25 protein-coding genes and 1 pseudogene are annotated in these 25,307 nt (G+C 43.7%); 17 read left to right on the plus strand and 9 right to left on the minus strand.

What is annotated here, in order from left to right; translation table 11 throughout:
* Positions 1 to 87: 87 nt before the first annotated feature.
* The 3 genes from PPIS_RS12360 (at position 88) to PPIS_RS12370 (ending at position 4,312) form a co-directional block, all read left to right on the plus strand.
* Positions 88 to 594 (plus strand): glycine cleavage system transcriptional repressor, encoded by a 507-nt coding sequence (locus PPIS_RS12360; protein ID WP_010374199.1) that lies wholly within the window; start codon positions 88 to 90, stop codon positions 592 to 594.
* 119 nt (positions 595 to 713) lie between these two features.
* Positions 714 to 2,810, plus strand: a complete 2,097-nt coding sequence (gene ppk1, locus PPIS_RS12365; RefSeq protein WP_010374201.1) for a polyphosphate kinase 1 — start codon at positions 714 to 716, stop codon at positions 2,808 to 2,810.
* 17 nt (positions 2,811 to 2,827) lie between these two features.
* Entirely contained in the window at positions 2,828 to 4,312 is a 1,485-nt protein-coding gene (locus PPIS_RS12370; RefSeq protein WP_010374203.1) for a Ppx/GppA phosphatase family protein, read from the plus strand.
* Between the two features lie 100 nt (positions 4,313 to 4,412).
* Here the strand turns inward: PPIS_RS12370 and PPIS_RS12375 are convergent, their stop codons facing one another.
* Entirely contained in the window at positions 4,413 to 5,690 is a 1,278-nt protein-coding gene (locus tag PPIS_RS12375; protein ID WP_010374204.1) for an EAL and HDOD domain-containing protein, read from the minus strand.
* 209 nt (positions 5,691 to 5,899) lie between these two features.
* On the opposite strand from PPIS_RS12375, the gene PPIS_RS12380 reads away from it, so the two are divergent.
* The 4 genes from PPIS_RS12380 (at position 5,900) to PPIS_RS12395 (ending at position 8,331) form a co-directional block, all read left to right on the plus strand.
* On the plus strand, positions 5,900 to 6,637 hold the full coding sequence (locus PPIS_RS12380; RefSeq protein ID WP_010374206.1) for a substrate-binding periplasmic protein: 738 nt from the start codon (positions 5,900 to 5,902) through the stop codon (positions 6,635 to 6,637).
* 107 nt (positions 6,638 to 6,744) lie between these two features.
* Positions 6,745 to 7,314, plus strand: coding sequence for a PhnA domain-containing protein (locus PPIS_RS12385; protein WP_010374208.1), 570 nt, complete (start codon positions 6,745 to 6,747; stop codon positions 7,312 to 7,314).
* 82 nt (positions 7,315 to 7,396) lie between these two features.
* Positions 7,397 to 7,654 (plus strand): type 2 periplasmic-binding domain-containing protein, encoded by a 258-nt coding sequence (locus PPIS_RS12390; RefSeq protein WP_249031215.1) that lies wholly within the window; start codon positions 7,397 to 7,399, stop codon positions 7,652 to 7,654.
* Positions 7,655 to 7,761: 107 nt separating this feature from the next.
* Positions 7,762 to 8,331 (plus strand): PhnA domain-containing protein, encoded by a 570-nt coding sequence (locus PPIS_RS12395; RefSeq protein ID WP_010374208.1) that lies wholly within the window; start codon positions 7,762 to 7,764, stop codon positions 8,329 to 8,331.
* On the opposite strand, the gene PPIS_RS25700 is transcribed toward PPIS_RS12395, so the two are convergent.
* Positions 8,292 to 8,543 (minus strand): hypothetical protein, encoded by a 252-nt coding sequence (locus PPIS_RS25700; protein WP_081629150.1) that lies wholly within the window; start codon positions 8,541 to 8,543, stop codon positions 8,292 to 8,294. The two genes, PPIS_RS12395 and PPIS_RS25700, sit on opposite strands and share 40 nt — an antisense overlap.
* 137 nt (positions 8,544 to 8,680) lie before the next feature.
* Positions 8,681 to 9,523: a 23S rRNA (adenine(2030)-N(6))-methyltransferase RlmJ gene (locus PPIS_RS12405; protein ID WP_010374209.1), complete on the minus strand. Its 843-nt coding sequence runs from the start codon at positions 9,521 to 9,523 to the stop codon at positions 8,681 to 8,683.
* A gap of 234 nt (positions 9,524 to 9,757) precedes the next feature.
* Here PPIS_RS12405 and PPIS_RS12410 point away from each other — a divergent pair, with 234 nt between their 5' ends.
* The 7 genes and pseudogenes from PPIS_RS12410 (at position 9,758) to PPIS_RS12440 (ending at position 14,942) form a co-directional block, all read left to right on the plus strand.
* On the plus strand, positions 9,758 to 9,985 hold the full coding sequence (locus PPIS_RS12410; protein WP_010374211.1) for a hypothetical protein: 228 nt from the start codon (positions 9,758 to 9,760) through the stop codon (positions 9,983 to 9,985).
* On the plus strand, positions 9,985 to 10,269 hold the full coding sequence (locus PPIS_RS12415; protein WP_010374213.1) for a cell division protein ZapA: 285 nt from the start codon (positions 9,985 to 9,987) through the stop codon (positions 10,267 to 10,269). Before PPIS_RS12410 ends, PPIS_RS12415 begins: the two co-directional genes overlap by 1 nt.
* Positions 10,269 to 11,249 (plus strand): hypothetical protein, encoded by a 981-nt coding sequence (locus PPIS_RS12420; RefSeq protein ID WP_010374215.1) that lies wholly within the window; start codon positions 10,269 to 10,271, stop codon positions 11,247 to 11,249. Before PPIS_RS12415 ends, PPIS_RS12420 begins: the two co-directional genes overlap by 1 nt.
* Before the next feature lie 72 nt (positions 11,250 to 11,321).
* Positions 11,322 to 12,773 (plus strand): annotated as a pseudogene (locus PPIS_RS12425) (LysM peptidoglycan-binding domain-containing protein).
* A 101-nt stretch (positions 12,774 to 12,874) separates the two neighbouring features.
* Positions 12,875 to 13,363, plus strand: a complete 489-nt coding sequence (locus PPIS_RS12430) for an FKBP-type peptidyl-prolyl cis-trans isomerase (RefSeq protein WP_010374221.1) — start codon at positions 12,875 to 12,877, stop codon at positions 13,361 to 13,363.
* 2 nt (positions 13,364 to 13,365) lie between these two features.
* On the plus strand, positions 13,366 to 14,094 hold the full coding sequence (locus tag PPIS_RS12435) for an SDR family NAD(P)-dependent oxidoreductase (protein WP_010374223.1): 729 nt from the start codon (positions 13,366 to 13,368) through the stop codon (positions 14,092 to 14,094).
* 14 nt (positions 14,095 to 14,108) lie between these two features.
* Positions 14,109 to 14,942, plus strand: coding sequence for an amidohydrolase family protein (locus PPIS_RS12440; RefSeq protein WP_010374225.1), 834 nt, complete (start codon positions 14,109 to 14,111; stop codon positions 14,940 to 14,942).
* Here the strand turns inward: PPIS_RS12440 and PPIS_RS12445 are convergent.
* The 5 genes from PPIS_RS12445 to PPIS_RS12465 all read right to left on the minus strand — a co-directional run bounded on the left by PPIS_RS12445 (position 14,937) and on the right by PPIS_RS12465 (position 19,173).
* Positions 14,937 to 15,707, minus strand: a complete 771-nt coding sequence (locus tag PPIS_RS12445; RefSeq protein WP_010374226.1) for a YggN family protein — start codon at positions 15,705 to 15,707, stop codon at positions 14,937 to 14,939. The two genes, PPIS_RS12440 and PPIS_RS12445, sit on opposite strands and share 6 nt — an antisense overlap.
* A gap of 176 nt (positions 15,708 to 15,883) precedes the next feature.
* Positions 15,884 to 16,387 carry an Lcl C-terminal domain-containing protein gene (locus PPIS_RS12450; RefSeq protein ID WP_010374227.1) on the minus strand — a complete coding sequence of 168 codons (504 nt, stop codon included), beginning with the start codon at positions 16,385 to 16,387 and terminating at the stop codon, positions 15,884 to 15,886.
* Between the two features lie 10 nt (positions 16,388 to 16,397).
* The gene (locus PPIS_RS12455) at positions 16,398 to 18,083 is read right to left on the minus strand and encodes an Lcl C-terminal domain-containing protein (RefSeq protein ID WP_010374228.1); all 1,686 of its coding nucleotides are present in this window, start codon (positions 18,081 to 18,083) and stop codon (positions 16,398 to 16,400) included.
* Positions 18,084 to 18,098: 15 nt separating this feature from the next.
* The gene (locus PPIS_RS12460; RefSeq protein WP_010374229.1) at positions 18,099 to 18,431 is read right to left on the minus strand and encodes a hypothetical protein; all 333 of its coding nucleotides are present in this window, start codon (positions 18,429 to 18,431) and stop codon (positions 18,099 to 18,101) included.
* A gap of 22 nt (positions 18,432 to 18,453) precedes the next feature.
* Positions 18,454 to 19,173: a DUF2982 domain-containing protein gene (locus tag PPIS_RS12465; protein ID WP_010374230.1), complete on the minus strand. Its 720-nt coding sequence runs from the start codon at positions 19,171 to 19,173 to the stop codon at positions 18,454 to 18,456.
* A 213-nt stretch (positions 19,174 to 19,386) separates the two neighbouring features.
* On the opposite strand from PPIS_RS12465, the gene PPIS_RS12470 reads away from it, so the two are divergent.
* From PPIS_RS12470 to msrA, 3 genes are read left to right on the plus strand one after another with little or no spacing between them, the layout of a single operon-like run.
* Complete coding sequence (locus PPIS_RS12470) at positions 19,387 to 20,439, plus strand: efflux RND transporter periplasmic adaptor subunit (RefSeq protein WP_010374231.1); 1,053 nt, start codon at positions 19,387 to 19,389, stop codon at positions 20,437 to 20,439.
* A 6-nt stretch (positions 20,440 to 20,445) separates the two neighbouring features.
* On the plus strand, positions 20,446 to 23,544 hold the full coding sequence (locus tag PPIS_RS12475) for an efflux RND transporter permease subunit (RefSeq protein WP_010374232.1): 3,099 nt from the start codon (positions 20,446 to 20,448) through the stop codon (positions 23,542 to 23,544).
* A complete protein-coding gene (gene msrA / locus PPIS_RS12480) occupies positions 23,544 to 24,077 on the plus strand; it encodes a peptide-methionine (S)-S-oxide reductase MsrA (protein WP_010374233.1) in 534 nt (177 codons plus the stop codon). The genes PPIS_RS12475 and msrA overlap by 1 nt, the downstream gene beginning before the upstream one ends.
* A gap of 41 nt (positions 24,078 to 24,118) precedes the next feature.
* Here msrA and PPIS_RS12485 read toward each other — a convergent pair whose 3' ends face one another.
* On the minus strand, positions 24,119 to 25,096 hold the full coding sequence (locus PPIS_RS12485) for a hypothetical protein (RefSeq protein WP_010374234.1): 978 nt from the start codon (positions 25,094 to 25,096) through the stop codon (positions 24,119 to 24,121).
* Between the last annotated feature and the right edge of the window lie 211 nt (positions 25,097 to 25,307).

Below are 25,307 nucleotides of genomic sequence, written 5' to 3' on the forward strand. Positions count from 1 at the left end.
CTGGACAAAGTAAGTTTTTAGACTAGTCTAAATCATGCGCCGAATTCGTTTTTTCGCCTACGGGCGCCACAAAAAAAGAGACATGATATGAAGCAGTTAATATTAACACTTATAGGTAAGGACCGACCGGGTCTCGTTGAGGAAATCTCTTCCACTATTCTTTCCCACCATGGCAATTGGTTAACCAGTAATTTAAGCCACCTTGCTGGACAATTCGCAGGCATAGTGCAGGTTGAGGTTGCTGAAGAACATTTGCAAGAAATACAAGATGCATTGCATAAATTGCCAGGTTTAGACGTGAGAGTTGAATCAGGCGAAAACTTGCCAGCGCAAGAAGAGCCAGACACATTAAATTTAATCATTACAGGCAACGATAGACCGGGAATTGTGCAAGAACTTGCTACGGTTATTCGCCACAAAGGTGCAAACATCACGCACCTAACTTCAAAACAACGTAGTGCTCCAAACTGGGGACTACCTATTTTCAGCGCTTTTGCAACCGTGACTTTACCTGCCGGCACGGTCAAAGAAAACGTAATTGAAGCACTCGAGTCAATCACCAGTGATTTGATCGTGGACATAGAAGAAAACTAAAACCTACACTATACTCATGATGGTTGAATGACAAACACGACAGGCGCGTTGTGTTTGTCATAATTATGTCACACACCCTGCTTAAGCTGTAAAAATAAGCTGTACCTATGGAAAGAACCATGCAGGCCGTATCTCCAGAGCATAAAACTATCACGTACTTTGCCAAAGAATTAAGCTGGCTTTCTTTTAACGAACGCGTTTTACAAGAAGCCAAAGACCCAACCAACCCGATCATCGAGCGGATCCGCTTTCTTGGTATATTTTCCAATAATTTAGACGAGTTTTTCCAAGTTCGTGTTGCAGATGTAAAGCGCCGTATCTTATTAAATAATCTGCCTGATACCAATTTCGATGAAGATGAAGTGCTACTCGCCGACATTCAAAAGAAAGTGTTGGAACTGGGTAAGAAGTTTAGTGTTATTTATGATCAGATCCTCATCGATTTAAATGAGCATCATATCCATATTAAGCAACCTGATGCGCTGTCTGACTTCCACAAGAATTGGTTGGCTAACTACTTTAAAGACCAAGTGCTACCTCACCTATTACCAATGATGATTAACGAAAGTAAGGACTATTCGGACAACATCAATGACACCATGACCCACCTATTTGTGGAGTTAAATGGAGAAAAACAGCATCACGCCTTTTTGGAAGTCCCGACTGACCGTCTGAACCGTTTTGTCCAGCTGCCACCAGAAAAAACCCGAAGGCATAAAACGATTGTGTTGCTTGATGACGTTATTCGATTTTTTATTGCCGATGTGTTTAAAAGTTTTTTCAAGTTTGAGCGCATTGAAGCCTATTCGATGAAGCTCACTCGAGACGCTGAGTACAACTTAGATGATGAGCTAGAAGAAGGCGTGTTAGATACGATGTCTAAAGGCCTGAAACAGCGTTTATATGCCGAGCCTGTACGTTTAGTCTACGAAGAATCTATGCCTGAAGAAATGCTCAAGCTGATGAAAAAGCGCTTAGGGGTGACAGGTCAAGATGCCATGATCCCAGGCGGTAGATATCGCAATTTCAGAGATTTTATTTCTTTTCCAAATGTTGGCCGCGGCTATCTAGAAAACAAGCCATTACCGCCGCTTAAAAGTGCAGCCTTTTCAAAATATAGTAGTGTCTTTCGCGCGATTTCAGTTCAAGATATCTTGCTATATTACCCCTACCACACCTTTAATCACATGCTGGAATATATCCGCCAAGCGGCGTTTGACCCCAGAGTGACACAAATAAAGGTCAACATTTATCGCGTGGCAAAGCAATCTCGATTGATAGGCTCATTGATCAATGCGGCAAAGAATGGCAAAAAAGTCACCGTGATGGTTGAATTGAAAGCCCGCTTCGATGAGCAAAATAATATTGAATGGGCAAAACTCATGAGTGAATACGGTATTAAGGTCATGATTGGCATACCGGCGCTTAAGGTCCATAGTAAACTTTGTGTGGTTCACCGTAGAGAAAAAGGCAAAATCGTCAAATATGCACACATAGGTACGGGTAACTTCCACGAAAAAACTGCTCGGATTTATACTGATTTCAGTCTATTTACCAAACACCCCGATATTACGGAAGAATGCGATAGCGTGTTTCGCTTTATCGAGAGTAGTTACCTGCCGTTTAAATTCGAACACCTGATGATTTCCCCCATCAATGCACGCAGTAGAATTGTAGAGTTGATCGATGAAGAGATAACTCATGCAGAGCAAGGGAGAACAGGAAAAGTAACAATTAAGATCAACAACTTAGTTGATAAGCAGCTCGTTGATAAGCTTTACGAAGCATCGCGAAAAGGCGTCAAGATCCGCCTCATTGTGCGGGGTATGTGTGCCCTTGTACCGGGCCTTGCACAGTTTAGCGATAATATAAAAATCATTAGTATCGTCGATCGTTTCTTAGAACACCCGCGAGTGATGATTTTCGACAACAACGGCGACCCCAAGGTCTATATTTCTTCAGCTGACTGGATGACCCGTAACCTTGACCACCGTGTTGAAGTCGGCACACCTATTTATGCCGAGCATTTGAAGAAACTAATTATCGATATCATTGAACTGCAGTTTAAAGATCGCACCAAAGCCAGAGTTATTGACGCCGAACAGAAGAATCTGTACGTTCGCCGAGGTAACCGTAAAAAAATTCGCTCTCAGATTGCGATTTATGACCATTTAAAAAAATGGGAGTTACACCAATTAAATGAAGCGAAAGAATAACCGTTGAGGAAGAATATATGCGCGACTACCCTTCTATTGCCGCAGTGGACTTAGGTTCAAATAGTTTTCACCTTGTTGTAGCAAGAGAAGTAGATGGTCGCCTTCAACTCCTCCATAAAGAAAAACAACGTGTATACTTGGCCGCAGGCCTTGATGATGATTTCAATTTAAGTGACGACGCAATAGCCCGAGCATTAGATACACTCTCACAATTTGCGACGACACTACATGATTTTCCGAAAGAATCCGTGCAAGTAGTGGCAACCTATACACTGCGAAATTGCAAAAACCTTAATTATTTTCTCGCTAAGGCAAAACAAGTTTTTCCATACCCAATCAATGTGATTTCAGGTCAAGAAGAAGCTCGGCTTATTTACCAAGGTGTCGCCAACCATGAACATGACAGTCATAACCGTTTGGTTATCGACATCGGTGGTGGCAGCACCGAGTTGGTTATTGGTCAGCACCTAACACACAAACTGTTAAGTAGTCGCAATGTAGGCTGCGTGACCATGCAAAAAGCCTACTTTGCTGATGGTAAGCTATCTGCAAAGCGATTTAAAAAAGCAGAAATAAAAGCAGAGCAACAAATTGAGAGTGTTACCGCGAGCTACTTAAGGCTCGGCTGGAATAGCGTTATCGGTACTTCCGGTACTATTAAGGCGATTGCGGCCATGGTTCACGAGCTCACTCAAGCCGATGAAATTACCCTCCCTATTTTGGAGCAAATTAAGCAGTTATTTATTGATGCTGGACACATAGACAACGTCTCCTTAAAAGCACTACCTGAGGAGCGAAAAACCAGTATTGCTGGCGGCCTTGCTGTATTGATAGCACTGTTTAGACAATTAGGACTTGAGCGCATGCGCCTTAGTGAATATGCATTGCGAGAAGGCTTATTGTTTGAAATGCATCAAACCGACGAGTTTGATATTCGTACCCGCACAATTAACACGTTCAGCGATCACTATAATATTGATAAGCAGCACGCCGAAAATATTTGTGAAACCATAAAGCTTTTTAGCACTCAACTAAAGGCGCAATGGCAACTATGCTCTTATGATGTCGAAATGTTATGTTGGGCAGCAAAACTCCACGAAGTTGGGCTTGCCATTAACTCTTCCGGCATGCATAAACACGGTGCATATATTGTCAGGCACAGTCAACTTCCGGGCTTTACTCAAGCCCAGCAATTAAGGCTAAGTGCACTTGTACGCTTTTATCGAAAAAAAATAAAAATGCCAGAGTTAACAGAGTTAATCGACGAAGAACTAACCCACTTTAACCGTATTTTGGCAGTGTTTCGTCTCAGTGTTTTAGTGAACCAAAAACGCCAGCAAGACCAACTCCCAGAGCTAAGCATCACAGCCGTTGATAACGCCTTAATACTTCACATTGCAGCTGAGTGGATCGAATCACATTCACTGTTTCAAGCAGATTTAGAGCAAGAACAACACTATTTAAAAACAATAGGTATTCAATTTAACCTGAGCTTTGGATAAGTATTACCAATAGCTAGCATTAGCGCTTAGATGGGCAGCTAGAAAGGCGCTAATTATCCGCAACTCCTATTACTTACCTTTTCATATTGTCAGGTGAGAACTACTGTTCATCACCTGCCACAATAGAGAGGATCTCATCTGCGTAGGCTCGACTAGAAAGCGCCATATCATAGAGATAATTGGTCGGTGTTGCTGGTCGAATAGCTTGTAAAATAAGCTCAGCCTCGCGCCAGTCATTGCGCTCAATTTCGAATGCTAAACGTAGCGCTCCACCAAGCAATCCTTGATAACTCAGTAACGCGCTGGAAAGCGAATCATCGAGAGAAAATTCCGCAGCAATCACAGAAAGATCAACATCAAGGATCACATCTAGGATAGACATGAGACCAAGTAAATAGCCGGTTTCTGCCATTTCTTCGCCCCCTGGCATCAAAAATGTTTCCACAAACTTGGCACGAGTTAACCCCATTCTTGTCAGCTCACTGGGCTTATCTGAACCCAATTCGCTCAACGCGAGTACTTTAACAAACTGCCTAATTGCGTCTTCACCTAAATACACAACGGCCTGAGAAATAGACTTGATTTCTAATCTGTCTTCACCGGCTTTCGCGTTCGCCAGTTTTAGCAATCGTGCGGTTAAACTCAGATCTTTGCTTACTCTAGTTTGTATTTCTTTAAAGCATAAAGACTTTCTGGCTGTTGCTTGTAGCAGCTGAAAGACCACCATTTTCGATGGTTCCACGTTGCCATGGTTGAGCATTTCAGGCTTGGCGAAAAAGAAACCTTGGAAAAAATCAGCTCCAGAGGATTTGATGATCTCGAACTCTTCTTTTGTTTCGATACGCTCAACAATAACCTTAATATCGGGATACTGACGCTTGAGCTTTTTTACCGTCATATTGGTTTTTATAATTGGCTGCTCAACCTCAATTTTGACGAACTCCATGAGTGGTAACAGCGGATCCCACTTTGACGTGCCGTCGTAGTCATCTAGCGCAAACCGGTAGCCTTTCTCTGTTAACTTAGTCACTGTATTCACCAGTGAAGGAATATTTTTAGAGCGCTCAACGATTTCCACCACAATCTTTTGTGGCGCTAATAAGCTAGGTAATTCTTGCAGCAAGGATTCGTCGGATAGGTTGATAAAGGCAAGCTGTCCCGCAGCCAAACGGTCTACACCGATAAACATTAGGGAATTAAAAAACATTCGCCCAGTCGCTTGCCCATCGCTCACCCCTACTGGGAAAGCATTGTTGTCTGAGTCTCTGTAAAGCAACTCATAGGCAAAGACTTCTTGATCTGGCCGCAAAATGGCCTGTCGTGCAATATACTGCACCGCTGATTTACGTACTTCAGTCACCGGACCACTCATTAACATTCGTATCCTTTATTAGGTAAAAGGAAACCACGTATCTCGGAGCGTATAATATGGTAACGCCCCGAGCAATAAAAAAGTTTCGCTATTTTACAACACTTATAACCAAAAGTTACCAACTTATTAAACTAAGTCCTTATAAAGAGTAGGCTTTTAATTCACAGAATGCCAGCGGCTTGCCTGTCTAAGAAAAGTTAAGCTAAGATGAGTGCATGAAGCAAGTTTTGATCGTCTGGTTATTCGCCTTTGCCGGTTTGACTAAGGCAGAACAAGTCCCCTACTTAAAGTACAGTTTAAGTGGCTCGGGAAGCTTTTACCCTTATTTTACTCACAGCGAAGATGCGCCCGGGATCCTACCTGAAATGGTAGAAGCCATTTTGGTTAAGGCAAAGATCAGAGGCGAAAATCTGCTTCTCCCAGCAAAGCGCACTAACTTTTATTTAGAGAAGCAGCAAATTGATTTTGATATCATCAGTCCAGATTGGCTGAACGAGCAGCAAAAGCAAGACGATAGATTTATCTATTCAGACCCCATTCTACCTATTAAAGAGTACGTTGTTACTCGTCAGTCTCAACCGCCAGTACTAACCCTAGCGGGTATTGAAGTTGGGACAGTGAGAGGCTACTACTACCATGATGACCACATATTCGAGCGGGTTGATTTCGCATCCGAAAAGGAACTACTGCAGGCCCTAAACTTACGCCGAATTGAACATATTATCATTGGTGATTTACCCGCATTATATTGGTCAGAACAACTAGGTATTGCTTTTAGCTTCAACCAACTACATTCAGAAGGAATGTTGCAGCTACGCCTGTTAGTTAAGCATCAAGGATTACTTAAGCGGATAAATCAGGCTATCGCACAACTTAAACACGCTGGTGAAATCGAAAAAATAGAACAGCAGTATATTTCACAACTACCTATACACGCAAAAGGTGGCAGATAACCTCTGCTCTGGACATAGATCAAGTTATACGCATAAATTCTTCCCATAAATTGAGCATCAATTGACGCATTTGGTATAATGGCGCTTTTACAGCTTGGGAAATCATTATGACTATCGCTGCCGCGCTTGCTGAGCGCAGTAACAATCAATGTGAGCTATGTACCTCAACGGATGGTCTCGAAGTATACGAAGTACCACCAGTCGCCGAGGCGCATTCTGACAAATGTGTTTATCTTTGTAGCCAGTGCAAACCACAGGTTGAAGGTCAACAGGATTTAGAAGCCAACCATTGGCACTGTTTAAACGATAGTATGTGGAGCCAAGTTCCTGCCGTTCAGGTTGTTGCCTACCGTATGCTTAAACGCCTCGCGCCAGATAATGGTTGGGCTCAAGATGCATTAGACATGCTGTATCTAGAAGATGAGACTCGAGCATGGGCTGATCAAGCACTTGCAGAGGATGACGACCTTGTCCACTTAGACAGTAACGGGGTGAAGCTGAGTGCTGGTGACACTGTAACCTTGATTAAAGACTTAGATGTTAAAGGTAGTAGCCTAGTTGCAAAACGCGGCACTGCGGTACGTAACATTCGTCTTTCGCCTTCAAACCCAGAGCATATTGAAGGCCGTGTAGAGGGTCAAAACATCGTTATTTTAACGAAGTTTGTTAAGAAATAACTAGCGCTAGCTAACACACCCCAAGATAAACTGCTAAGTATCTTCAATACCTTATCGACTAGGGCCTGTTGATCTTTGCTGTTTGATTTTTGTTCTCCTGAGTGTGTTTTGGTCGCGACGCTTACCCGCATTATATTGGTCAGAACAACTAGGTATTGCTTTTAGCTTCAACCAACTACATTCAGAAGGAATGTTGCAGCTACGCCTGTTAGTTAAGCATCAAGGATTACTTAAGCGGATAAATCAGGCTATCGCACAACTTAAACACGCTGGTGAAATCGAAAAAATAGAACAGCAGTATATTTCACAACTACCTATACACGCAAAAGGTGGCAGATAACCTCTGCTCTGGACATAGATCAAGTTATACGCATAAATTCTTCCCATAAATTGAGCATCAATTGACGCATTTGGTATAATGGCGCTTTTACAGCTTGGGAAATCATTATGACTATCGCTGCCGCGCTTGCTGAGCGCAGTAACAATCAATGTGAGCTATGTACCTCAACGGATGGTCTCGAAGTATACGAAGTACCACCAGTCGCCGAGGCGCATTCTGACAAATGTGTTTATCTTTGTAGCCAGTGCAAACCACAGGTTGAAGGTCAACAGGATTTAGAAGCCAACCATTGGCACTGTTTAAACGATAGTATGTGGAGCCAAGTTCCTGCCGTTCAGGTTGTTGCCTACCGTATGCTTAAACGCCTCGCGCCAGATAATGGTTGGGCTCAAGATGCATTAGACATGCTGTATCTAGAAGATGAGACTCGAGCATGGGCTGATCAAGCACTTGCAGAGGATGACGACCTTGTCCACTTAGACAGTAACGGGGTGAAGCTGAGTGCTGGTGACACTGTAACCTTGATTAAAGACTTAGATGTTAAAGGTAGTAGCCTAGTTGCAAAACGCGGCACTGCGGTACGTAACATTCGTCTTTCGCCTTCAAACCCAGAGCATATTGAAGGCCGTGTAGAGGGTCAAAACATCGTTATTTTAACGAAGTTTGTTAAGAAATAACTAGCGCTAGCTAACACACCCCAAGATAAACTGCTAAGTATCTTCAATACCTTATCGACTAGGGCCTGTTGATCTTTGCTGTTTGATTTTTGTTCTCCTGAGTGTGTTTTGGTCGCGACGCTCGACTTGCCGCCTAGTAATCTAGGCAAAAGTTGAGCAACAATGAACAAAGCGCACTCAGGTGAACCCAAAGGGCAGCGCTTGATTAGCATTTCTACTGTGTTCTCGCCTGACTCACATAGAATAACTATGCTACGCAGGCTCTGCCTTGTACAAATACCAATCAAACTGCTGCAAAAACAAACTTGAAAGGTAAACAGGCCCTAGATAGCTTAGCAGTTTATTTTTACTATTCTTCTACTAATTGAATGCTGCGATAAAACGCACCATCATCCTCGGCCAATAACGAAACCAGCTCGGGCAGCACTTGATCCATGGTTTTCTTTAAGGTCCAAGGCGGATTGATCACCATCATTCCAGAAGCCGTCATGCCTCGTTCTTGGGTATCTGCGCGGGTGGCAAGTTCAAACACTTGAATATTACGCACTCCAGATTCAATCAGGCTCGACTCCATTGCATCAATGCGTTCACGGTCAACAACAGGATACCAGATCATATACACGCCGGAATCAAACTTTTTGTGCGCTTTTATGATGCTTTTAACCGCAACATCATAATCGGATTTGATCTCATAAGGAGGATCCATCAGCACGCAAGCTCTACGTGAAGCAGGAGGCACCAATCCTAACAGCCCTTTAAAACCATCACTCCCGGTGACGCGCAGTGATTTTTTATGTGCCGTATTTTGCTGTAACAGCTCTAGATCTTTTGGGTGTAGCTCAAAAAACCAGCCGTTATCCTGACGACGTAAGAAGTGCTCCGCCACCTTAGGAGAGCCTGGATAATGACTTAATTTATCGCCTTCGTTAAAAGACTTGATTAGTGCCACATAATCGCTAATTGCCGACACGGATCCAGAATAATTCCACAGCTTAGCGATGCCTTGCAGATACTCCTGAGTTTTTTGTGCATCACTGCTCGCCAGCTCAAAAAAACCAGCGCCAGAGTGCGTATCCACGTAATCGTACGGCTTATCTTTTTTAGCCATGTATGACAGAGATTCTGCCAATACTAAATGTTTGATCACATCGGCAGGGTTTCCTGCATGAAAAGAATGTCGGTAACTGAGCATAACCCCGCCTTGATAAAAATAATAACAACACAGGTGAAATAAACCTGAGCTAAATTTGAGCAATGATTCATCAATTTTTAACTTTAGACTGAATCACTTCTGAACAAAATATTCCAATATCGGCATTATCTCTTAAAAGTTGAGAAAAATCAGCAGAAAGTCGCGTAAACACTAGCATCCTTAGCCGCTTTGTTTTACATTTGCATGACAAATCACAGTCATATGAGCGCATTAATGAATAACCAAGATCTCCAAAAACTCGACCAGTTGATTGACCAACTTTTGAGCCAAAATAACCAGTTAAAATCGGAAGTTTCGGCACTAAAAGAACAAAATCAAAAACTCATCGATGAAAATGAAACCCTACAGCTTGAAATGCTAGAAAGCGAAGAAAAGCAAAAAGAATTTAGTTCATCTTTATCTGGCCTACTTGATAAGTTGCAAACACAACAGGCTAGCTAATGTCTGAGCAGAATAACCAAGTAACAGTGACGTTACTTGGCAAGTCACATCAATTTGCATGTGCGCCAGATCAAGAAGAAGCGCTGCATAACGCCGTAGCGCTTTTAGACCGACGTGTAGAAGAAATGCGTAAACGCTCAACCGTTCGCAATGATCACAATGCGTTATTACTCGCAGCCCTACATCTTTGTCATGATTTACAAGCATTGGAAGCAAAGCAACAGCAAGACACAGAATTCGTTTCCACGCTCATCGACAAGTTAGTGCTGCCAGCAGGCGAATAATGCCGACATACTGGAGCAAACCTATCTTACGCAGCATCTCTCTTATTTGGGCTATCACTCTATTGGCGGCAAGTTTTAAAAGCACCGCCGCCAATGCTAACCAGTTCCATAAAGTCAATGACGCGGTTTATTTTATCCAAGGAAAAGATAGCGCTTTACAGCCCAATCAAGCTTTAGTTATTGGCAAACAGTGTGCACTGTTAGCATCCATACATGGCGATCTTGTCGCCACAGAAGCCTTTATCCACGAATTAGAAAAGCGCCTCACCGTTCCGCTTTGTTACGTAATCTCTTTGCATGCCGATATCAAACAAGACACCAGCATAGTGCTACTCAAGCATGCTTATCCAAATTTACAATGGCTAAGTCCAACGGCAACATCAGCCAACGCATTGACGACAGCCTTTCACTCACAGCTTGAGCTTTTTAACCAAAGCGTCATGCTTAGTGAAAATCGTATCGCGCTTCTTGAGCCAAGTGAACGGCCAAAGTGGCAAGCCAAACTTGCACTAGCAAAAAATAGGATTGCAACGTGGTCCAAGCTCGCCACACAAGCGCCATCGAGTAAAGCCATTGATAACGCGCCTAAAACCGTGGAGCTCGGAGATTTGGTGGTTGAGCTTACTCAAGTCACGGGCTTTAGCGGTCATGACATCAGTGTTTATCTGCCAAAATATCAAGGCTTGATAGCAGGTTATAGCGTGGATCAGATCCCACTTGCGCATTTACCACATACTACACAGTGGCAACAAGCGATTACTCACTTTAATCGCTATGCACTCGATTGGATATTACCAGCAACAGGAAAACCCTATCGTCCAGAAATGCTGACCACTCCAGCACAATTTTTGGCTTTATTAGAGTTACAAGACACTCAGCAAGCAATTGAAAAAATAAGTATTTTATATCCAGATAAGCACATGCAGCAACGCGCGTTATTGCAGTGGCAGCACTTTCAACAGCAAAGAAATTTTGAATAAAACTTAACCTCTCGGTATAGTTAAAGGATGAACAGAGTATTAATACAGCTGAGCGGGTTAATATTATTAACCATGCTCTCTGGGTGTAAAAGCAGTAGCAGTCCACAGGTGAGCAGGCAAGCCATTTTGTCGGCTCTCACTCAAGTGCCCGTAGAAAAGCCAGTCACGCCTCCTGCTATAGTTGAGGTAAAACCACCCAAAGCCACTACTGTTAAAGCCCCTCTCAGAGACGATGATTTATGGCAACACATACGCCAAAAGCTCAGTTTTAATACTGCACCTCACCCAAGACTTGATAAGCGCATAAAATGGTATTTATCATAGCCTAATTATCTCAATGTGGTAAATAGGCGCGCCGCTCCCTACTTTTATCACGTAGTAAAAAAGGTAGAACGCAAAAGCCTTCCTATTGAAATCGCATTACTTCCTTTTGTCGAAAGTGACTTTAGACCAAAAGCAAAATCGCAACAAAATGCTGTTGGAGTTTGGCAGCTAGTGGATGCCACTGCCTACCATTTCGGCATCAAGAAAGATGAATGGTATGACGGTCGACAGGATGTGTTAGCATCGACCGACGCCGCGCTTGATTATTTGCTGTACTTGCATGAACGCTTTGATGGCGACTGGCTACACGCGCTTGCAGCCTACAATAGTGGTGAAGGGCGCGTCAAAAAGGCCATCGCAAAAAATAAAAAAACAGGAAAGTCGACCCACTTTTGGCATTTAACATTACCAAAAGAAACTGCAGACTACGTGCCCAAACTCTTAGCGCTCAGCCACTTACTAAAAACCTCACCCAAGGGTTTTAAGATACCAAGTTTGCCCAATAAAGCCACTACGTCGATACTTGATATTGGACAGCAATTTGACGTCAATCAACTGGCTAAACTCAGTGGCATCAAAAAGCGTCAACTATACGCACTCAATCAAGGGATCTTAAAACATAGAAGCTCTCCAAACGGTCCGCACAAAGTGTTATTACCGTTATCCGAGCAAGCATTATTGAAAAGTGCATTTTTCAGGGAAAACTTCAGCCAAGGCTACACAGTCAAAGCCAACGACACACTCTACCGCATCGCATTAAATGCGGGGATGAGTGTTAGTGCACTGAAAGCGCTAAACAATAAGCGCTCTGATTTGATCCGAGTTGGCGAAAAGCTATTAGTTTCCGAGAGTAATGAGCAGTTAGATTTACTCGTCGACTATGATGTAAGCCCTTATATTAAAGAAATAAAAGCCAAACCCATACCTCAAGTGGAACATCACCACACCATAAAACAAGGTGAGTCATTGTGGACAATCAGCCGTCACTACAAGGTCGCGGTAAAAGATTTATTAAATTGGAATTCACTCACGGCACAGAGTCTATTAAAACCGGGCAAAGTGTTAATGGTATTTTTACCGGCTCCTGCTGCGCCAAAAAGCAATAAGACTCAACCAGCTAGCTCCTCAATCTCTAGCATTGAAGCGCTCCAATCAATACTGCGCCATGGCAAACCAAAGCAAGGTGAGAGCCCAAATTAAAGGGATAGACTTGCGTCCGAGAAGCGCACTCACGTAAACTACACGCTTTACAGGTGGATGCTAAATGGCGTCACCGAATACTATTTATTTAAGGTTTACTTATGCAAATTGCAAAGAACACAGTGGTAGAGTTTCACTACACACTTCACGAAGGTGACAGCCAAATCGAATCAAGCAAAGAAGGCGAGCCACTAAACTACCTGCACGGTACTGAAGGCATGCTACCAGGTCTTGAAAGTGAACTTGAAGGTAAAACCGGTGGCGATAGCTTTACGGTAACCTTAACGCCTGAGCAAGCTTATGGCGAATATCAAGAAGGTCTAGTACAGCGCATTCCTATTAAGCACCTTCAAGGTATTGGTGACAGCAAAGTTTGGAAGCCAGGCATGACTGCTATTGTCGATTCAAACCAAGGTCGTCATCAGGTTAAGGTAGTAAAAGTAGGACGCTTTAATGCGGACTGCGACTTAAACCACCCATTTGCAGGCAAAACACTAACGTTTGATGTTGAGATCCTTTCTGTACGCGAAGCAACTGCAGAAGAAATTTCACATGGTCACGTACACGCTGCTGGCGGCTGCGGACACTAATTATGAACCAAGTTGCCATCGTTACCGGTGGCAGCTTTGGCATTGGCGCCGCCATTGTCAACAAGCTGCTATCGCAACAATACACCGTTTATAACCTCGATATTCAGCCCAGTGAACAAGGGATTTTTCGCCATTGTGACGTCAGTAAAGTCGCCGATGTAAAAGCAACAATTGCAGATATAGTCGCAGAAACAGGGAAAATAGATGCGCTCGTTTCAAACGCGGGGAAGCATCTGAGTGCTACAATCGAAGATACCGACGAAGCCACATTTGATGCCCTTTTTGCATTGAATGTGAAAGGCGCTTATGCTGCCATTCAAGCCGTATTACCAAGCATGAAATCACAAGGTAGCGGTAGCATCGTATTGATGTCTTCGGATCAGGCCGTTATTGGTAAACCTAACTCCTTCGCTTACAACCTGTCTAAATGTGCGCTTGCTTCGATGGCGAAAACCACAGCATTGGATTACGCCAAATTTAACATTCGCGCGAATGCAGTGTGCCCTGGCACAATTGAAACTCCATTATTCCATCATGCCATTGATAGTTACTGCGCACGTAGCGGCGCTGATAAAGCGGAAATCGTTGCAGAAGAAGCCCAGTTACAGCCGTTGGGTAGATTAGGGCAGCCGCAAGAGGTTGCAGCGCTGGTCGCTTTCTTGCTAAGTGAAGATGCGAGTTTTATTACAGGTAGCCTGCAAAGCATTGATGGCGGTTATACCGCACAGTAAAAAAGGAATGCGTGATGAGTCTGAGAGTTATTGATAGCCACCTACACTTTTTCGATTTAGCGTTAGGACAATATTCTTGGCTCAAGCACAACCCGCCCGCTTGGCCTAATCTGGAAAAAATAAGACAGAACCATACCCTTACAAGTCTTCCCCAACATTCACAGTTTACACTCGAAGCCTTAGTGCATGTGGAAGCCGGTTTTGATAATCAAAATCCCATCAACGAATTACATTGGTTAAATCAGGAACTGGGCAGCTTTCCTTTTAAAGCCGTCGGTTATGCCCCCATCAACGCGACTCCTGAGCAATTTAGCGCAGCCATAGCGCATTTAGCACATCCTCACCTAGTGGCGATAAGAGACATCACCGAAGGCAGTGACAGCCAACGTTTATCCGCGCCTTTCGTGCTCGAAAATCTCACTTGTCTTGCCGAGCACGGACTACATTTTGAGGCGCAATTAGAATTTAAACAAAGCGAAAAAGTCGACCTTTTATTACAACTTGCAGAACAAGAAGCTGATTTAAAAATCGTATTTAACCATGCAGGGTTTATTGACGCTACCAGCCCTTGTACAGATATATTAAGGCGCATTGAAGCGCTTAATAATGTCATGATTAAGTGCTCTGGCCACGAAATGTTAGGAAATCCACTCACACTCTCTAAGTGGCTTACTCACTTAATCACACATGCGGGAGAAGAGAGCCTAATGCTAGGTTCGAATTATCCGGTTTCTCTTATGCAAAAAAGCTATTGGCAAATATGGCAGGACTATCTTGACGTAATAGGCATATCGTCAACTTGGCATAAACTCAGCCGAGACAATGCTAAAAGTTGCTATGGATTATGAGCGGATCTGGACGAGATCGTAAGCAACTAGCTCAGGTACTATACGCTGTAGTTTTTCTTCCGTTTGATCTAAGGTGTTTAAGCACTCGCAATATTCTGCCGCTTTTTCTTCTAATTGATGGGCCTTTTTCTGCAGCGATTTATCTATCTCTTTCGAAATAATCTCCATGCGTTGCCCCATATCGTTAATGCGATCTTCGATATTCCCTTCGCGAGATTTAAATGCATCCCCCAAAGAGACTAAAATAGAGCCCAACGAACCATGAACAGCAGAGTGAATTTTTTGGCTGATCTCTTTAGTAAAGAAATCATCAATTTTAGAAAGTGACTGTGGTGCGATAAAAAAGAAATCATCTCCACGCTTAAACTTATCCATCAGCGCACGTTCAACGTATTGCAACTGCGTTTTGAGCACTTCAGGTTCTTTGTCGGACATCCCCTCAACTACTTGCTCAATTGCACTCAACCCAAGGTTGACGCCATCGGTCGCCAGATTAACCAGCTCAGGAACGGTATCCCGTATTCCTAAAGAATACTCGCGCACCACTTTCTCCCCTTCCTGATCTAACTCAATCCAGCGGCCTAAAATAAAAAGCTGACTATCATTGTTGATTTGAATTCGGGTCTGACCATCATCAACGATACGAATTTCGTTGTCAGTGATGATAAGACCATGCCCAAGTTCAACATCGCACTTATTGTTAGCATAAGCAGAAGACGTAAATACGGCACAAGACAAGGCTATCGCGCTGAGTAATCGATTCATATGGCCTCCTGTGTGCAGAATGTAAGACGGGAAAGGGGTGCTTCGGAGAGTACCAAAAGATCAAACAATCCCAAAGCCATTTTAGACGGATGAAAGTAACAAGCTATGTCTGACTGACAATATTAGAAATCCATACCCGTTAGAGTCAAAGGCAGTAGCAATAACACTAATAAGGGCTATTGATAGTATCTCACTAACCTGACAAAGGCATCCGCTGTTTTAATAGTTGGATTATTTTTACCATCAGCAAACTGATACACCCAAGCAAACTGAGGTTGGCTAGTTTGGGTCGTAGCCGACCAATAATTATTACTTTTGGTCGTTGGAAATACCGTTATGTTTATTGCTGGAGTCACACACTCATGATACACAATACTGGCTAGTTCTTTAACGTTGGGCACTTGCCAATCTGTAAACCCTGCAAATTGGTCTTCGTTGGCAACCATCAATGCCTGTTGCCAAGTAAGTTGCTGAGCATTGTCTTCACAGCTTTGAGAAGTCGCGTTATAACTTTGCCCAAAGTTGCAGCGCTGCCACATTAATCCCGTTTGGCTATCCAGCACAGTACCGTTGCTGTTTATCGTATAGCGGCTGGTATTAGAGCTGGTACCAACGCAAGTTTGCGCTTGGCAAACAGCCGTGAATGACAAAGTAAATAGTATAGTTGCAATAATTTTCATACCACGCTCCCTAAGGATTCCTTACCAACCTAACAAATGCGCTGCTAGACTTTTCTACTGCAAAATCATTGCCCGTATCCATGTCGATAACATAAGCTCTTCTCAGCGTGCCTCCAGTACCATCTAAACTCGACTGCAAGGTCCAGTAATAGCGATGACCAAGCGTGGTTGTGCTAGGTAAGTTAGGGAAAAGCGCTTCATCTATCACCGCAGTACTTGCATTGCCGTAATCAAGTAGCCCAAGTAGTTCCATATAAGTTGGTAAGCGCCAATTGTTACCACCGCAGTAACTTTGCTCTCCAACGGCAGGGTTATTCACTTCATCAATCAAAGCTTGAATACCACAGTGGCTATCCTGCGGGCAGGTTGTATTTGCTGCAGCCTGCACACTCCCCTCAGCAATCGCCCCGTCTACCTCAACATACCAGGTATAACTATTTTGTGCGTTGCGAGAAGAAGTATTTGGTAATGTACCCGAACTTGCTTCCTTTACTTCCCAAATAAGTCCTGTGACGTTATCACGAACACAAGCAAAGTCCGTAGCGTCATCAGGCAATTCATCCGCAAAGCGATTTAGTTTGGTGAAGTCAAAACCTGCTCGCCCACTGCCTTCTTTCGCCACCTGAGTGGCAAAATTATCACGCCCACGCTGCGCATCTTGAGCCGAAAACTGCGTCATACTGCAGGTGATCACATCCGTATTGTTAAAACATGCAGTTTGGCCACTATCGTTTAGTTTACCTAATGGCTTTTTCTCGATATCAATGCGCACGTTGTCAGTAGCAGAGCGGTTTTGCGAGTCAGTAACAGTCAGCTCAAATTCCACTTGCGACAAAATATTTTGATCTGGTGCATTAAACGTTGTTGAACACCCGGTAACAGAACTTAACGCTATCTGAGTGCCAGACGTCACCTGCCGCCATACACACTGTTTCTGACCAGATACAGTATCACTGTTTGAACCGTCAAGCGTGACCTCATCAAACTCTTGCACTTGCTGGTCGCTCCCAGCATCTGCCACTACCACATCCGAATTCGCAAGTAGCCCGAGGGTAAACTGGGTACTGGCTTGTCCGCCTTCATCATCGGTAACCGTCAACTGCCAGATTGACGCCTGAGAGGTAGCCAATAATGGATGAACAAAAGATAAAGTAGCCGTATTCAACCCCGTTGGCTGTATTGTTGTGGGACCACTTACTTGCTGCCACTGATAAGCAACCACTTGTCCATTTTCATCTGGATCGGAAGAGCCTGCGCCACTTAGGACGATAGTGTCTTTATATTTGGCTGGTAGTGTTTCCGGTGCACTTTGGCTGATACTTGGTATAGGTAATTGATTGTTAGATTTGATAGCAACCGTCACTTGGTCGCTTGCAAGACTGCCATCAGGCGCAACATAATCAACCTGAATAAGTAAATTGACATCGGCTTTAATATCCGGAGCAACAAAAGCGGCTTGTTGCTCCGTAATTGGAAATTCACTGACGTTTGCACCAGAGATAACTTGCCAGTTAAAAGTACCACCTGCGGGTGATGCTTGTGCATTCAAGGTAACTTCTGTTTTTTCAGTTACTTGGACATCAGCACCCGCGTTAACCGATGCGCTGACTTGGCTCGGTTCATCACTCCCAGAGCCTCCGCCACAACCCGTTAATATTAACGCAAGTACAACCCAACTTCCCTTGAATGCATTCATATTATTCCTTATGAATTATAGATAACTCTCTTGATGTATTCGCACGAACAACTTAGTGCCAATTTTACTGTAATCTATTTTGTATTCTCGACCGTCTAAAGCCTGAATAAACAGCAACCGTTTTACTTCACCAAATACATCAATACTCGAAACGTGGACGACCTCTAAATAACGCTCTTTAGCTTCTCTTCGATTTCTAGGTAAGTCTTCCTTAAAAGGCACCAAACCATTTGCAGTCACCTTGATTTTTGGGTGTGCTTCACCATTTACAATCACAAGATCTAACTTCTTCTCTTTGTGAATAATGGTATTACGCCCACTTTTAATATAGGCCGTTTCTAAGCTCATATTGGTGTATCCTGTTACATCTTCAGTAGGTGGTTTGTTCTTCTAACAATGCTTTTACCACCTCTTTAGGGTTAAGTTTCCAGCGGTTTAACATGACTGAAAATTGCCAAATATCCCTGTCTAAGGCAGTCGCGGGGATCAATAAATCATATCCCGTCACTGTCTTTAAATTATCCATCCGGTTTGCAAACATTGCCATTAAACCAGTATATTCTTTTCCCGCCTTGGAGCGAAAAACGGTTTCTTCTATCAACCATTCAGATGGGCAGTTGCCATTTTCACAATGCATTTTAACAGCTTGTAAAAAAATATGCCGCTGCTCGATCAATAATTTACCCGCAAGTCTAGGTGTTAAATTTAATAAAAACGCATCAATATCATTAAGTTTAATACCAACTGCATTTAACTCAAGTGTTTCAACACCTTGTTGAACTTTGGGAATGCCGCTGGAATGGAAGTTTACAATGGATAGCAGCCAAGCTCCATATTTATGCACATACCTAAACTCTTGTTCTGTAAAATATAAACTAAAATATGGTTGCTGACTTTTGAGAAAGCCAACAAAAATAGCCACTAACATGGCGCTGGCAAGAAATATTTCTACAATAGTAATAGCTGTACCACGCAAGTTGACAAAAAGCATGATAACAACCAATCCAATTGCACCAACCAGCATAAATTCAACGCCATTGCGGTCAGCGGTTGCACGTAGTTTTGCTTCAAGCATGTGTATACCAGACATAAAAGATGTACATGATGATCGCCCATGCGACTAATTTACGTATTGTGATGCATCGTTTACATGAATGACTGTGTTTCATAATATTTAATTTAGGTACAAACACTTAAATTGAATTACATTTTCGTTTAATGCACAAATTTACAGGATATGCCGTCGACTTTGTTAGCCTTTAATTTTGTAAACTAGAGACAAATTATAATCTGGGTCACTTTTATGCGTCATCAATCAGGAAAAGCACTGTTTCCTTTTATCATTGTAGTGCTAGTCGTCATCAGCGGCTATTTATATTTACCAGCCTCGGAAGGCAAAATGAGTGGCAACTCGGCACCCGTAACCTCCGTTCAAGCTCATACCGTAACCAAAGAGGAACGTATTATTGCTGTTCACTCTATTGGTTCCGCCAGAGCAAATCAAGCTATCAACGTGAGTAGCGCCCAAAGCGACTATGTGGCAGCCCTATATTTCGATGACGGAGACGTAGTAAAAAAAGGCGATCAGCTAGTCCAGTTGCGTGATGCCGAAGAGAAACTCGATATCGAAGCGCTGAAAGTGACGCTAAAGGAAGAAATTAGACAACTAAACCGCCTTAAAGACCTCGCAAAAACTCAATCGGCGGCTCGCTCTCAACTAGAAGCGCAATCAGCAAAGGTAGACACCTTAACTGCACAATTAGAAGCCACCAAAACAAAACTCGCCGAGATGACCATTTATGCGCCATTTGATGGATTATTGGGTACTCGAAATGTCTCTATCGGTAGCTTCGTAAACAACAATACAGTGATCACCACACTCGATGACATTAGCATCATTAAAGTGGATTTTCAGGTACCAGAAAAATACCTAGCGCAACTACAACTTGGTATGCAAGTGAATGCACAAAGCGAAGCTTACCCAGAGCAACTATTTACCGGTAAAGTCTCCCATATTGACCCGCGCATTAATGAACAAACGCGCTCGGTACGAGTGACAGCGAGCTTCACCAATCTAGACCATAAACTTCGCCCTGGTATGCTACTACATATGGGACTCGAACTGGCTCGATTACAAGCCCTTGTGGTGCCAGAAAAAAGCATCATTCCAAGACAAGATAAGCATTTTGTATTTGTCATTGACGACCAAGGTAAAGCGCAACAACGCGAAGTACACCTGCAAACTCGCTTTAGCGGCTGGGTAGCTATCGATGAAGGGCTTACAGAGGGACAACAAGTGATCACGGAAGGCACCCTGAAGATCCGCTCAGGCTCAAAAGTTGAAGTAAAGGGGTAAGGCGACGTGAGAATCACTGATACGGCGGTAAAGCGCCCGATCTTCGCGATCGTCATTAACTTACTGCTGCTGACCTTTGGCTTAGTGGCATTTACTATGCTACCGCTGCGCGAATACCCTGATATTGAAACTCCAATAGTCAGTGTAAGTACTAACTGCACAGGCGCATCGGCGGAAGTTGTAGAAACCAAGATCACCCAAGTATTAGAAAACCGGATTTCGGGGATCGAAGGGATCAAAAGCATAAATTCCAGTAGCCGCAACGGTAGCTCCAATATCACTATCGAATTTAATATCGATCGCGATATCGACGCTGCTGCAAATGATGTCCGTGAGCGGGTTTCTCGTGCGCTAGATAGACTACCAGAACAAGTTAGGCCGCCTGAAGTATCGAAATCAAACAGCGATGAAAGCCCTATCGCTTGGTTTGTACTCAATAGCGAAACCATGGATACCTTACAGCTTTCAGACTACGCCCAGCGCTTTATCGTTGACCGTCTGGCGGTTGTTGATGGCGTATCAAATGTACGTATTGGCGGTGAACGTCAATACGCCATGAAGATTTGGCTAGACCGAAAGGCGATGGCTGCTCGTGGAGTCACAAGCAGTGATATTGAACAAGTGCTACGCAGAGAAAACGTAGAATTACCCGCTGGCGAAATAGAATCCGTTGACCGTGATTTTTCTGTTCGTATTGCCAGAAGCTATAAGACTCAAGAAGACTTTGACAACCTAGTAATTAAGCGCGGTGAACAAGGCTATTTGGTGCGACTTGGTGAAGTCGCGCAGGTGGTACTTGAAGCCGCTGACGACGAAAGTACCTTCCGTGGTAATGGTAAAAATATGATTGGCCTTGGCGTTGTCAAGCAAGCTAAAGCCAATACGCTAGAAGTGGTCGACAACGCCCGTAAAGAGCTTGAAAAAATAAAACGCAACCTGCCTCAAGGCACCACCATAGAAGACAGCTACGATTCTTCTATTTTTATCCGTGAGTCCATTGCTGAAGTATACAGCACACTTGCGATTGCCATGGCGTTGGTAGTACTCGTTATCTACATCTTCCTTGGCAATATCCGCGCTACGCTGATCCCTGCTGTTACCGTGCCGGTAGCCTTAGTTGCAACCTTTATGTTCTTACTGGCCATGGGGTATTCTATCAACTTGCTGACGCTGCTTGCACTTGTGCTTGCCATCGGCCTTGTGGTCGATGACGCCATTGTAATGCTAGAAAATATCTACCGCCGCATCGAGCTTGGCGAACCTAAGTTACTGGCAGCGTACCGTGGCGCGCGTGAAGTAGGCTTTGCCATCATTGCAACAACGCTGGTTTTGGTTGCCGTATTTATTCCCTTGGTCTTTATGGATGGTCGTATTGGTGTCCTATTTACCGAGTTTGCCTTTGCAGTAAGTGCTGCGGTACTGTTCTCCAGCATTACCGCGTTGACCTTGTCTCCAGCCCTTTGCTCCAAAGTGTTAAAGCCTAGCAATAAAGAAAACCGCTTTAGTCAGTGGATGGACCGTCAATTTGGACGACTTGAACAAGGGTATCGTCGAGTTTTACAAGACAACTTATCGCGTAAATACAGCCTGATTGTGATGTTGGCACTGGCGGGCTTTACCAGCTACAGCCTGTTTAAACAGATCCCGTCTGAACTGACACCAAAAGAAGACCGCGGTACTTTCTTCGTTATGATGAATGGCCCAGAAGGGGCAAGCTACGAAAACAACTCGCAAAATATGGCAAAAATTGAAGAGCGCCTACTTCCTTATGTAGACTCAGAGGAACTTAGCCGCGTGCTTATTCGCGTGCCTGGTTGGGGTGGTCAAGGCGGTGTTGCTATTATCGGCATGCCAGACTGGGATGAGCGAAAACGCTCTACTTGGGAAGTCATGGATGAGATCAGCGGTAAAATGCAAGATGTTACAGATATTCGCGCCTTTGCTATTATGCGCCGTGGTATTGGCGGCGGCGGTAACTCACGTCCCATTGAGTTTGTACTGCAAGGCAACGACTATGACGAATTGGCCGCATGGCGCGATCGCATTCTAGAACGCGCACGAGAAAATAAAGGACTGGTTCGTCTCGATCACGATTACAAAGAAACCTTCCCACAGTTTTTGATAAGCATTGATAAAACCAAAGCTGCAGACTTAGGCGTGTCGGTAAGTGCTATAGGCCAAACGCTAGAAACCATGCTGGGACAACGTCGTGTTACCACCTTTATTGACCGCGGTGAAGAATACGATGTGATTTTAAAAGGCACTAAAGCCGACTTCTCTGCTCCAGATAATATTTCTGATATTTATGTGAAATCTCGTAGCGATGAGCTCGTGCCATTAGACAGTTTGATCACTATAAAAGAAGAAGCCACGGCTTCTCGATTAAACCGCTACAACCGTATGCGCGCGATAACTATCACGGCAAACCTCGCAGGCGACTATACACTGGAGCAAGCGCTCGACTTTTTAAATAAAGTTGCCGCCGAAGAGAATGATATCGACGGTGCCATCGACTACAAAGGCGAGTCACAGCTGTTTTATGAAGGTGCATCAGCGATGACCTATGTGTTTATTCTGGCGCTCACGGTTACGTTCTTGGTATTAGCCGCACAGTTTGAAAGCTTTGTCCATCCACTGGTTATCATGCTCACCGTACCGCTGGGTTTAGTTGGTGCAATGTATGGGTTATTTATTACCGACAGCACGCTAAACATTTATAGCCAAATTGGTATTGTCATGTTGATTGGCCTTAGTGCCAAAAACGGTATCTTAATCGTGGAATTTGCTAACCAATTGCGTGACAAAGGCATTGCCTTCGAACAAGCCATTGTTGATGCTGCTGCGCAGCGATTAAGACCTATTATTATGACCTCGCTAACAACCGTGATGAGCTCTATCCCGCTTGTGTTTGCAACAGGTCCAGGGTTCGAAAGCCGCATGGTGATCGGTGTCGTGATTTTTGCCGGTGTCAGTGTTGCCACCATTTTAACCTTGTTTGTTATCCCAACCGCCTATACTTTACTAGCTAAGAAGACGCAATCTCCAGAAGAGACGACAAAACGTCTTGAGGAGCAGTCGAAACAACATCCTGAGCAGGAGGTATAATGGCAACTTTACGAACCGCAACTTTTGGTGGTGGTTGTTTTTGGTGTATTGATGCGGCATTTCGCCGCGTCAATGGTGTTGAGTCAGTGCAGTCAGGTTACGCAGGTGGCCACACAGATAATCCCACCTATCAAATGATATGTCGGGGAGACAGTGGTCATGCTGAGGTAGTCCAACTGCAATTTGATGCCGATATTGTCAGCTTTGATACTTTGCTTAATATGTTTTTTACCCTGCATGACCCAACGCAGTTGAATCGCCAAGGCAACGACATTGGTACTCAGTACCGTAGTGTGGTGTTTTATCATGACCAGCAGCAACAGCAACAAACTCAAGATTGTATTGCGCAACTTCAAAACCAGTTAAGTGAAAAAATAGTGACTGAGGTTAGCCCTGCGCCTGAATTTTATCCTGCTGAGCACTATCACCAAGATTATTACACTGAAAACCCAAACCAAGGCTATTGCAGTGTGATGATTGCCCCTAAAATTGCAAAATTTGAAAGCCATTTTGCGGCGAATTTAAAGCACTAAACTTGTGTGCCGAACGCAATAGATTGCGTTCGGCTTACGCCTTACGGCAACATAGGTATAGCAAATACATAAAAGCTGGTGCGGCCATCTTTAATCCGCAAATGCCCACGCATTACTTCCATTTCTAAATTCGCCGTATCACCAGGTCTTAAGGTATCTAAGCCTTTAAGCGGAACAACACCTGAATTGATTAACTGGGCGTTGTGTTTAATGACCTGCGGAATATCTTCGCTCATATCCACACCCAAGAATTCAAACACATCAATCACAATACGGCTAAATTCAGTATAAAGCTTGTCAAAAATCCCCGGAGTCAAGGTATCTATCAAATCGAGGATCCACGGCAACTCTACCTTTGTCGTCACCACAGGCTTAAAGCTGGAAATTAACGGATCTAACTCAAGCTGCTGGGTACGTACATCATACTTACCTTTGATGGTGACATTTTCGTTGTTAATATAGACATGGATATAAATATTCATCCCAAGCTGTTTCTTACGAAACTTAGCGTAAGACTTCAAATCGAAACCATCGATCAGCACCGGTACTTTATTTTGCGCATCGACTCTACCTGCAATTTTCATATGCATAGTGCCGTAGAGACTAGTCGTGTGGCTCACTTTATTTGAACTAGATTGCGCGGCAATATTGTTGACGATATCGGTCGTCAACTCTTTGTAGTTATGTTCCACATTCGAAAATTGCTGATGAATGATATCTGACACCTGCGTATACATTTCCTTTGGACCTTGGCTAGATGTTGTCCTGCCAGTAGACCAACACTCTCCACCAGTATAAATCACAGGCACTGATATAGGCGTTAGATGATCGTTGCCGGGGTGGCGATAGTACATCATGCTGCGGATCCGACTACAGGTTTGCGATGGCGCGTTAAACCAAGCGAAATCGCCCGTCATTGATTGTGTTGAAAATTGAGGTTCAAGCTGATTTTCAGGTAGTGAGGCTTGCGCTGATGTGACAATCCCAAGCGTGAGTAACCCAAATAATAGTGACTTCATGTTCTTTTCCTTAAGGTAGTAATAATACAAATCAAATCTATTATCAACCACACGTAAGGTAGAACACCAGTTACAAATGTAATGCAACTAGGGCCTGTTGATCTTTCAAGTTTGTTTTTGCAGCAGTTTGACTGGTATTTATACAAGGCAGAGCCTGAGTAGCATAGTTATTCTATGTAAGTCAGGTGATAACACAGTAGAAATGCCAGTC

Origin of the sequence: Pseudoalteromonas piscicida (assembly GCF_000238315.3) — a bacterium.
In the GTDB taxonomy this organism is placed as follows: Bacteria; Pseudomonadota; Gammaproteobacteria; order Enterobacterales; family Alteromonadaceae; genus Pseudoalteromonas; species Pseudoalteromonas piscicida.

Bases quoted from the DNA above. Each gene is read 5' to 3' on its own strand.
- PPIS_RS12360 (WP_010374199.1), top strand. From the start codon at position 88: ATGAAGCAGTTAATATTAACACTTATAGGTAAGGACCGACCGGGTCTC.
- ppk1 (WP_010374201.1), top strand. From the start codon at position 714: ATGCAGGCCGTATCTCCAGAGCATAAAACTATCACGTACTTTGCCAAA.
- PPIS_RS12370 (WP_010374203.1), top strand. From the start codon at position 2,828: ATGCGCGACTACCCTTCTATTGCCGCAGTGGACTTAGGTTCAAATAGT.
- PPIS_RS12375 (WP_010374204.1), bottom strand. From the start codon at position 5,690: ATGTTAATGAGTGGTCCGGTGACTGAAGTACGTAAATCAGCGGTGCAG.
- PPIS_RS12380 (WP_010374206.1), top strand. From the start codon at position 5,900: ATGAAGCAAGTTTTGATCGTCTGGTTATTCGCCTTTGCCGGTTTGACT.
- PPIS_RS12385 (WP_010374208.1), top strand. From the start codon at position 6,745: ATGACTATCGCTGCCGCGCTTGCTGAGCGCAGTAACAATCAATGTGAG.
- PPIS_RS12395 (WP_010374208.1), top strand. From the start codon at position 7,762: ATGACTATCGCTGCCGCGCTTGCTGAGCGCAGTAACAATCAATGTGAG.
- PPIS_RS25700 (WP_081629150.1), bottom strand. From the start codon at position 8,543: ATGCTAATCAAGCGCTGCCCTTTGGGTTCACCTGAGTGCGCTTTGTTC.
- PPIS_RS12405 (WP_010374209.1), bottom strand. From the start codon at position 9,523: ATGCTCAGTTACCGACATTCTTTTCATGCAGGAAACCCTGCCGATGTG.
- PPIS_RS12410 (WP_010374211.1), top strand. From the start codon at position 9,758: ATGAATAACCAAGATCTCCAAAAACTCGACCAGTTGATTGACCAACTT.
- PPIS_RS12415 (WP_010374213.1), top strand. From the start codon at position 9,985: ATGTCTGAGCAGAATAACCAAGTAACAGTGACGTTACTTGGCAAGTCA.
- PPIS_RS12420 (WP_010374215.1), top strand. From the start codon at position 10,269: ATGCCGACATACTGGAGCAAACCTATCTTACGCAGCATCTCTCTTATT.
- PPIS_RS12430 (WP_010374221.1), top strand. From the start codon at position 12,875: ATGCAAATTGCAAAGAACACAGTGGTAGAGTTTCACTACACACTTCAC.
- PPIS_RS12435 (WP_010374223.1), top strand. From the start codon at position 13,366: ATGAACCAAGTTGCCATCGTTACCGGTGGCAGCTTTGGCATTGGCGCC.
- PPIS_RS12440 (WP_010374225.1), top strand. From the start codon at position 14,109: ATGAGTCTGAGAGTTATTGATAGCCACCTACACTTTTTCGATTTAGCG.
- PPIS_RS12445 (WP_010374226.1), bottom strand. From the start codon at position 15,707: ATGAATCGATTACTCAGCGCGATAGCCTTGTCTTGTGCCGTATTTACG.
- PPIS_RS12450 (WP_010374227.1), bottom strand. From the start codon at position 16,387: ATGAAAATTATTGCAACTATACTATTTACTTTGTCATTCACGGCTGTT.
- PPIS_RS12455 (WP_010374228.1), bottom strand. From the start codon at position 18,083: ATGAATGCATTCAAGGGAAGTTGGGTTGTACTTGCGTTAATATTAACG.
- PPIS_RS12460 (WP_010374229.1), bottom strand. From the start codon at position 18,431: ATGAGCTTAGAAACGGCCTATATTAAAAGTGGGCGTAATACCATTATT.
- PPIS_RS12465 (WP_010374230.1), bottom strand. From the start codon at position 19,173: ATGTCTGGTATACACATGCTTGAAGCAAAACTACGTGCAACCGCTGAC.
- PPIS_RS12470 (WP_010374231.1), top strand. From the start codon at position 19,387: ATGCGTCATCAATCAGGAAAAGCACTGTTTCCTTTTATCATTGTAGTG.
- msrA (WP_010374233.1), top strand. From the start codon at position 23,544: ATGGCAACTTTACGAACCGCAACTTTTGGTGGTGGTTGTTTTTGGTGT.
- PPIS_RS12485 (WP_010374234.1), bottom strand. From the start codon at position 25,096: ATGAAGTCACTATTATTTGGGTTACTCACGCTTGGGATTGTCACATCA.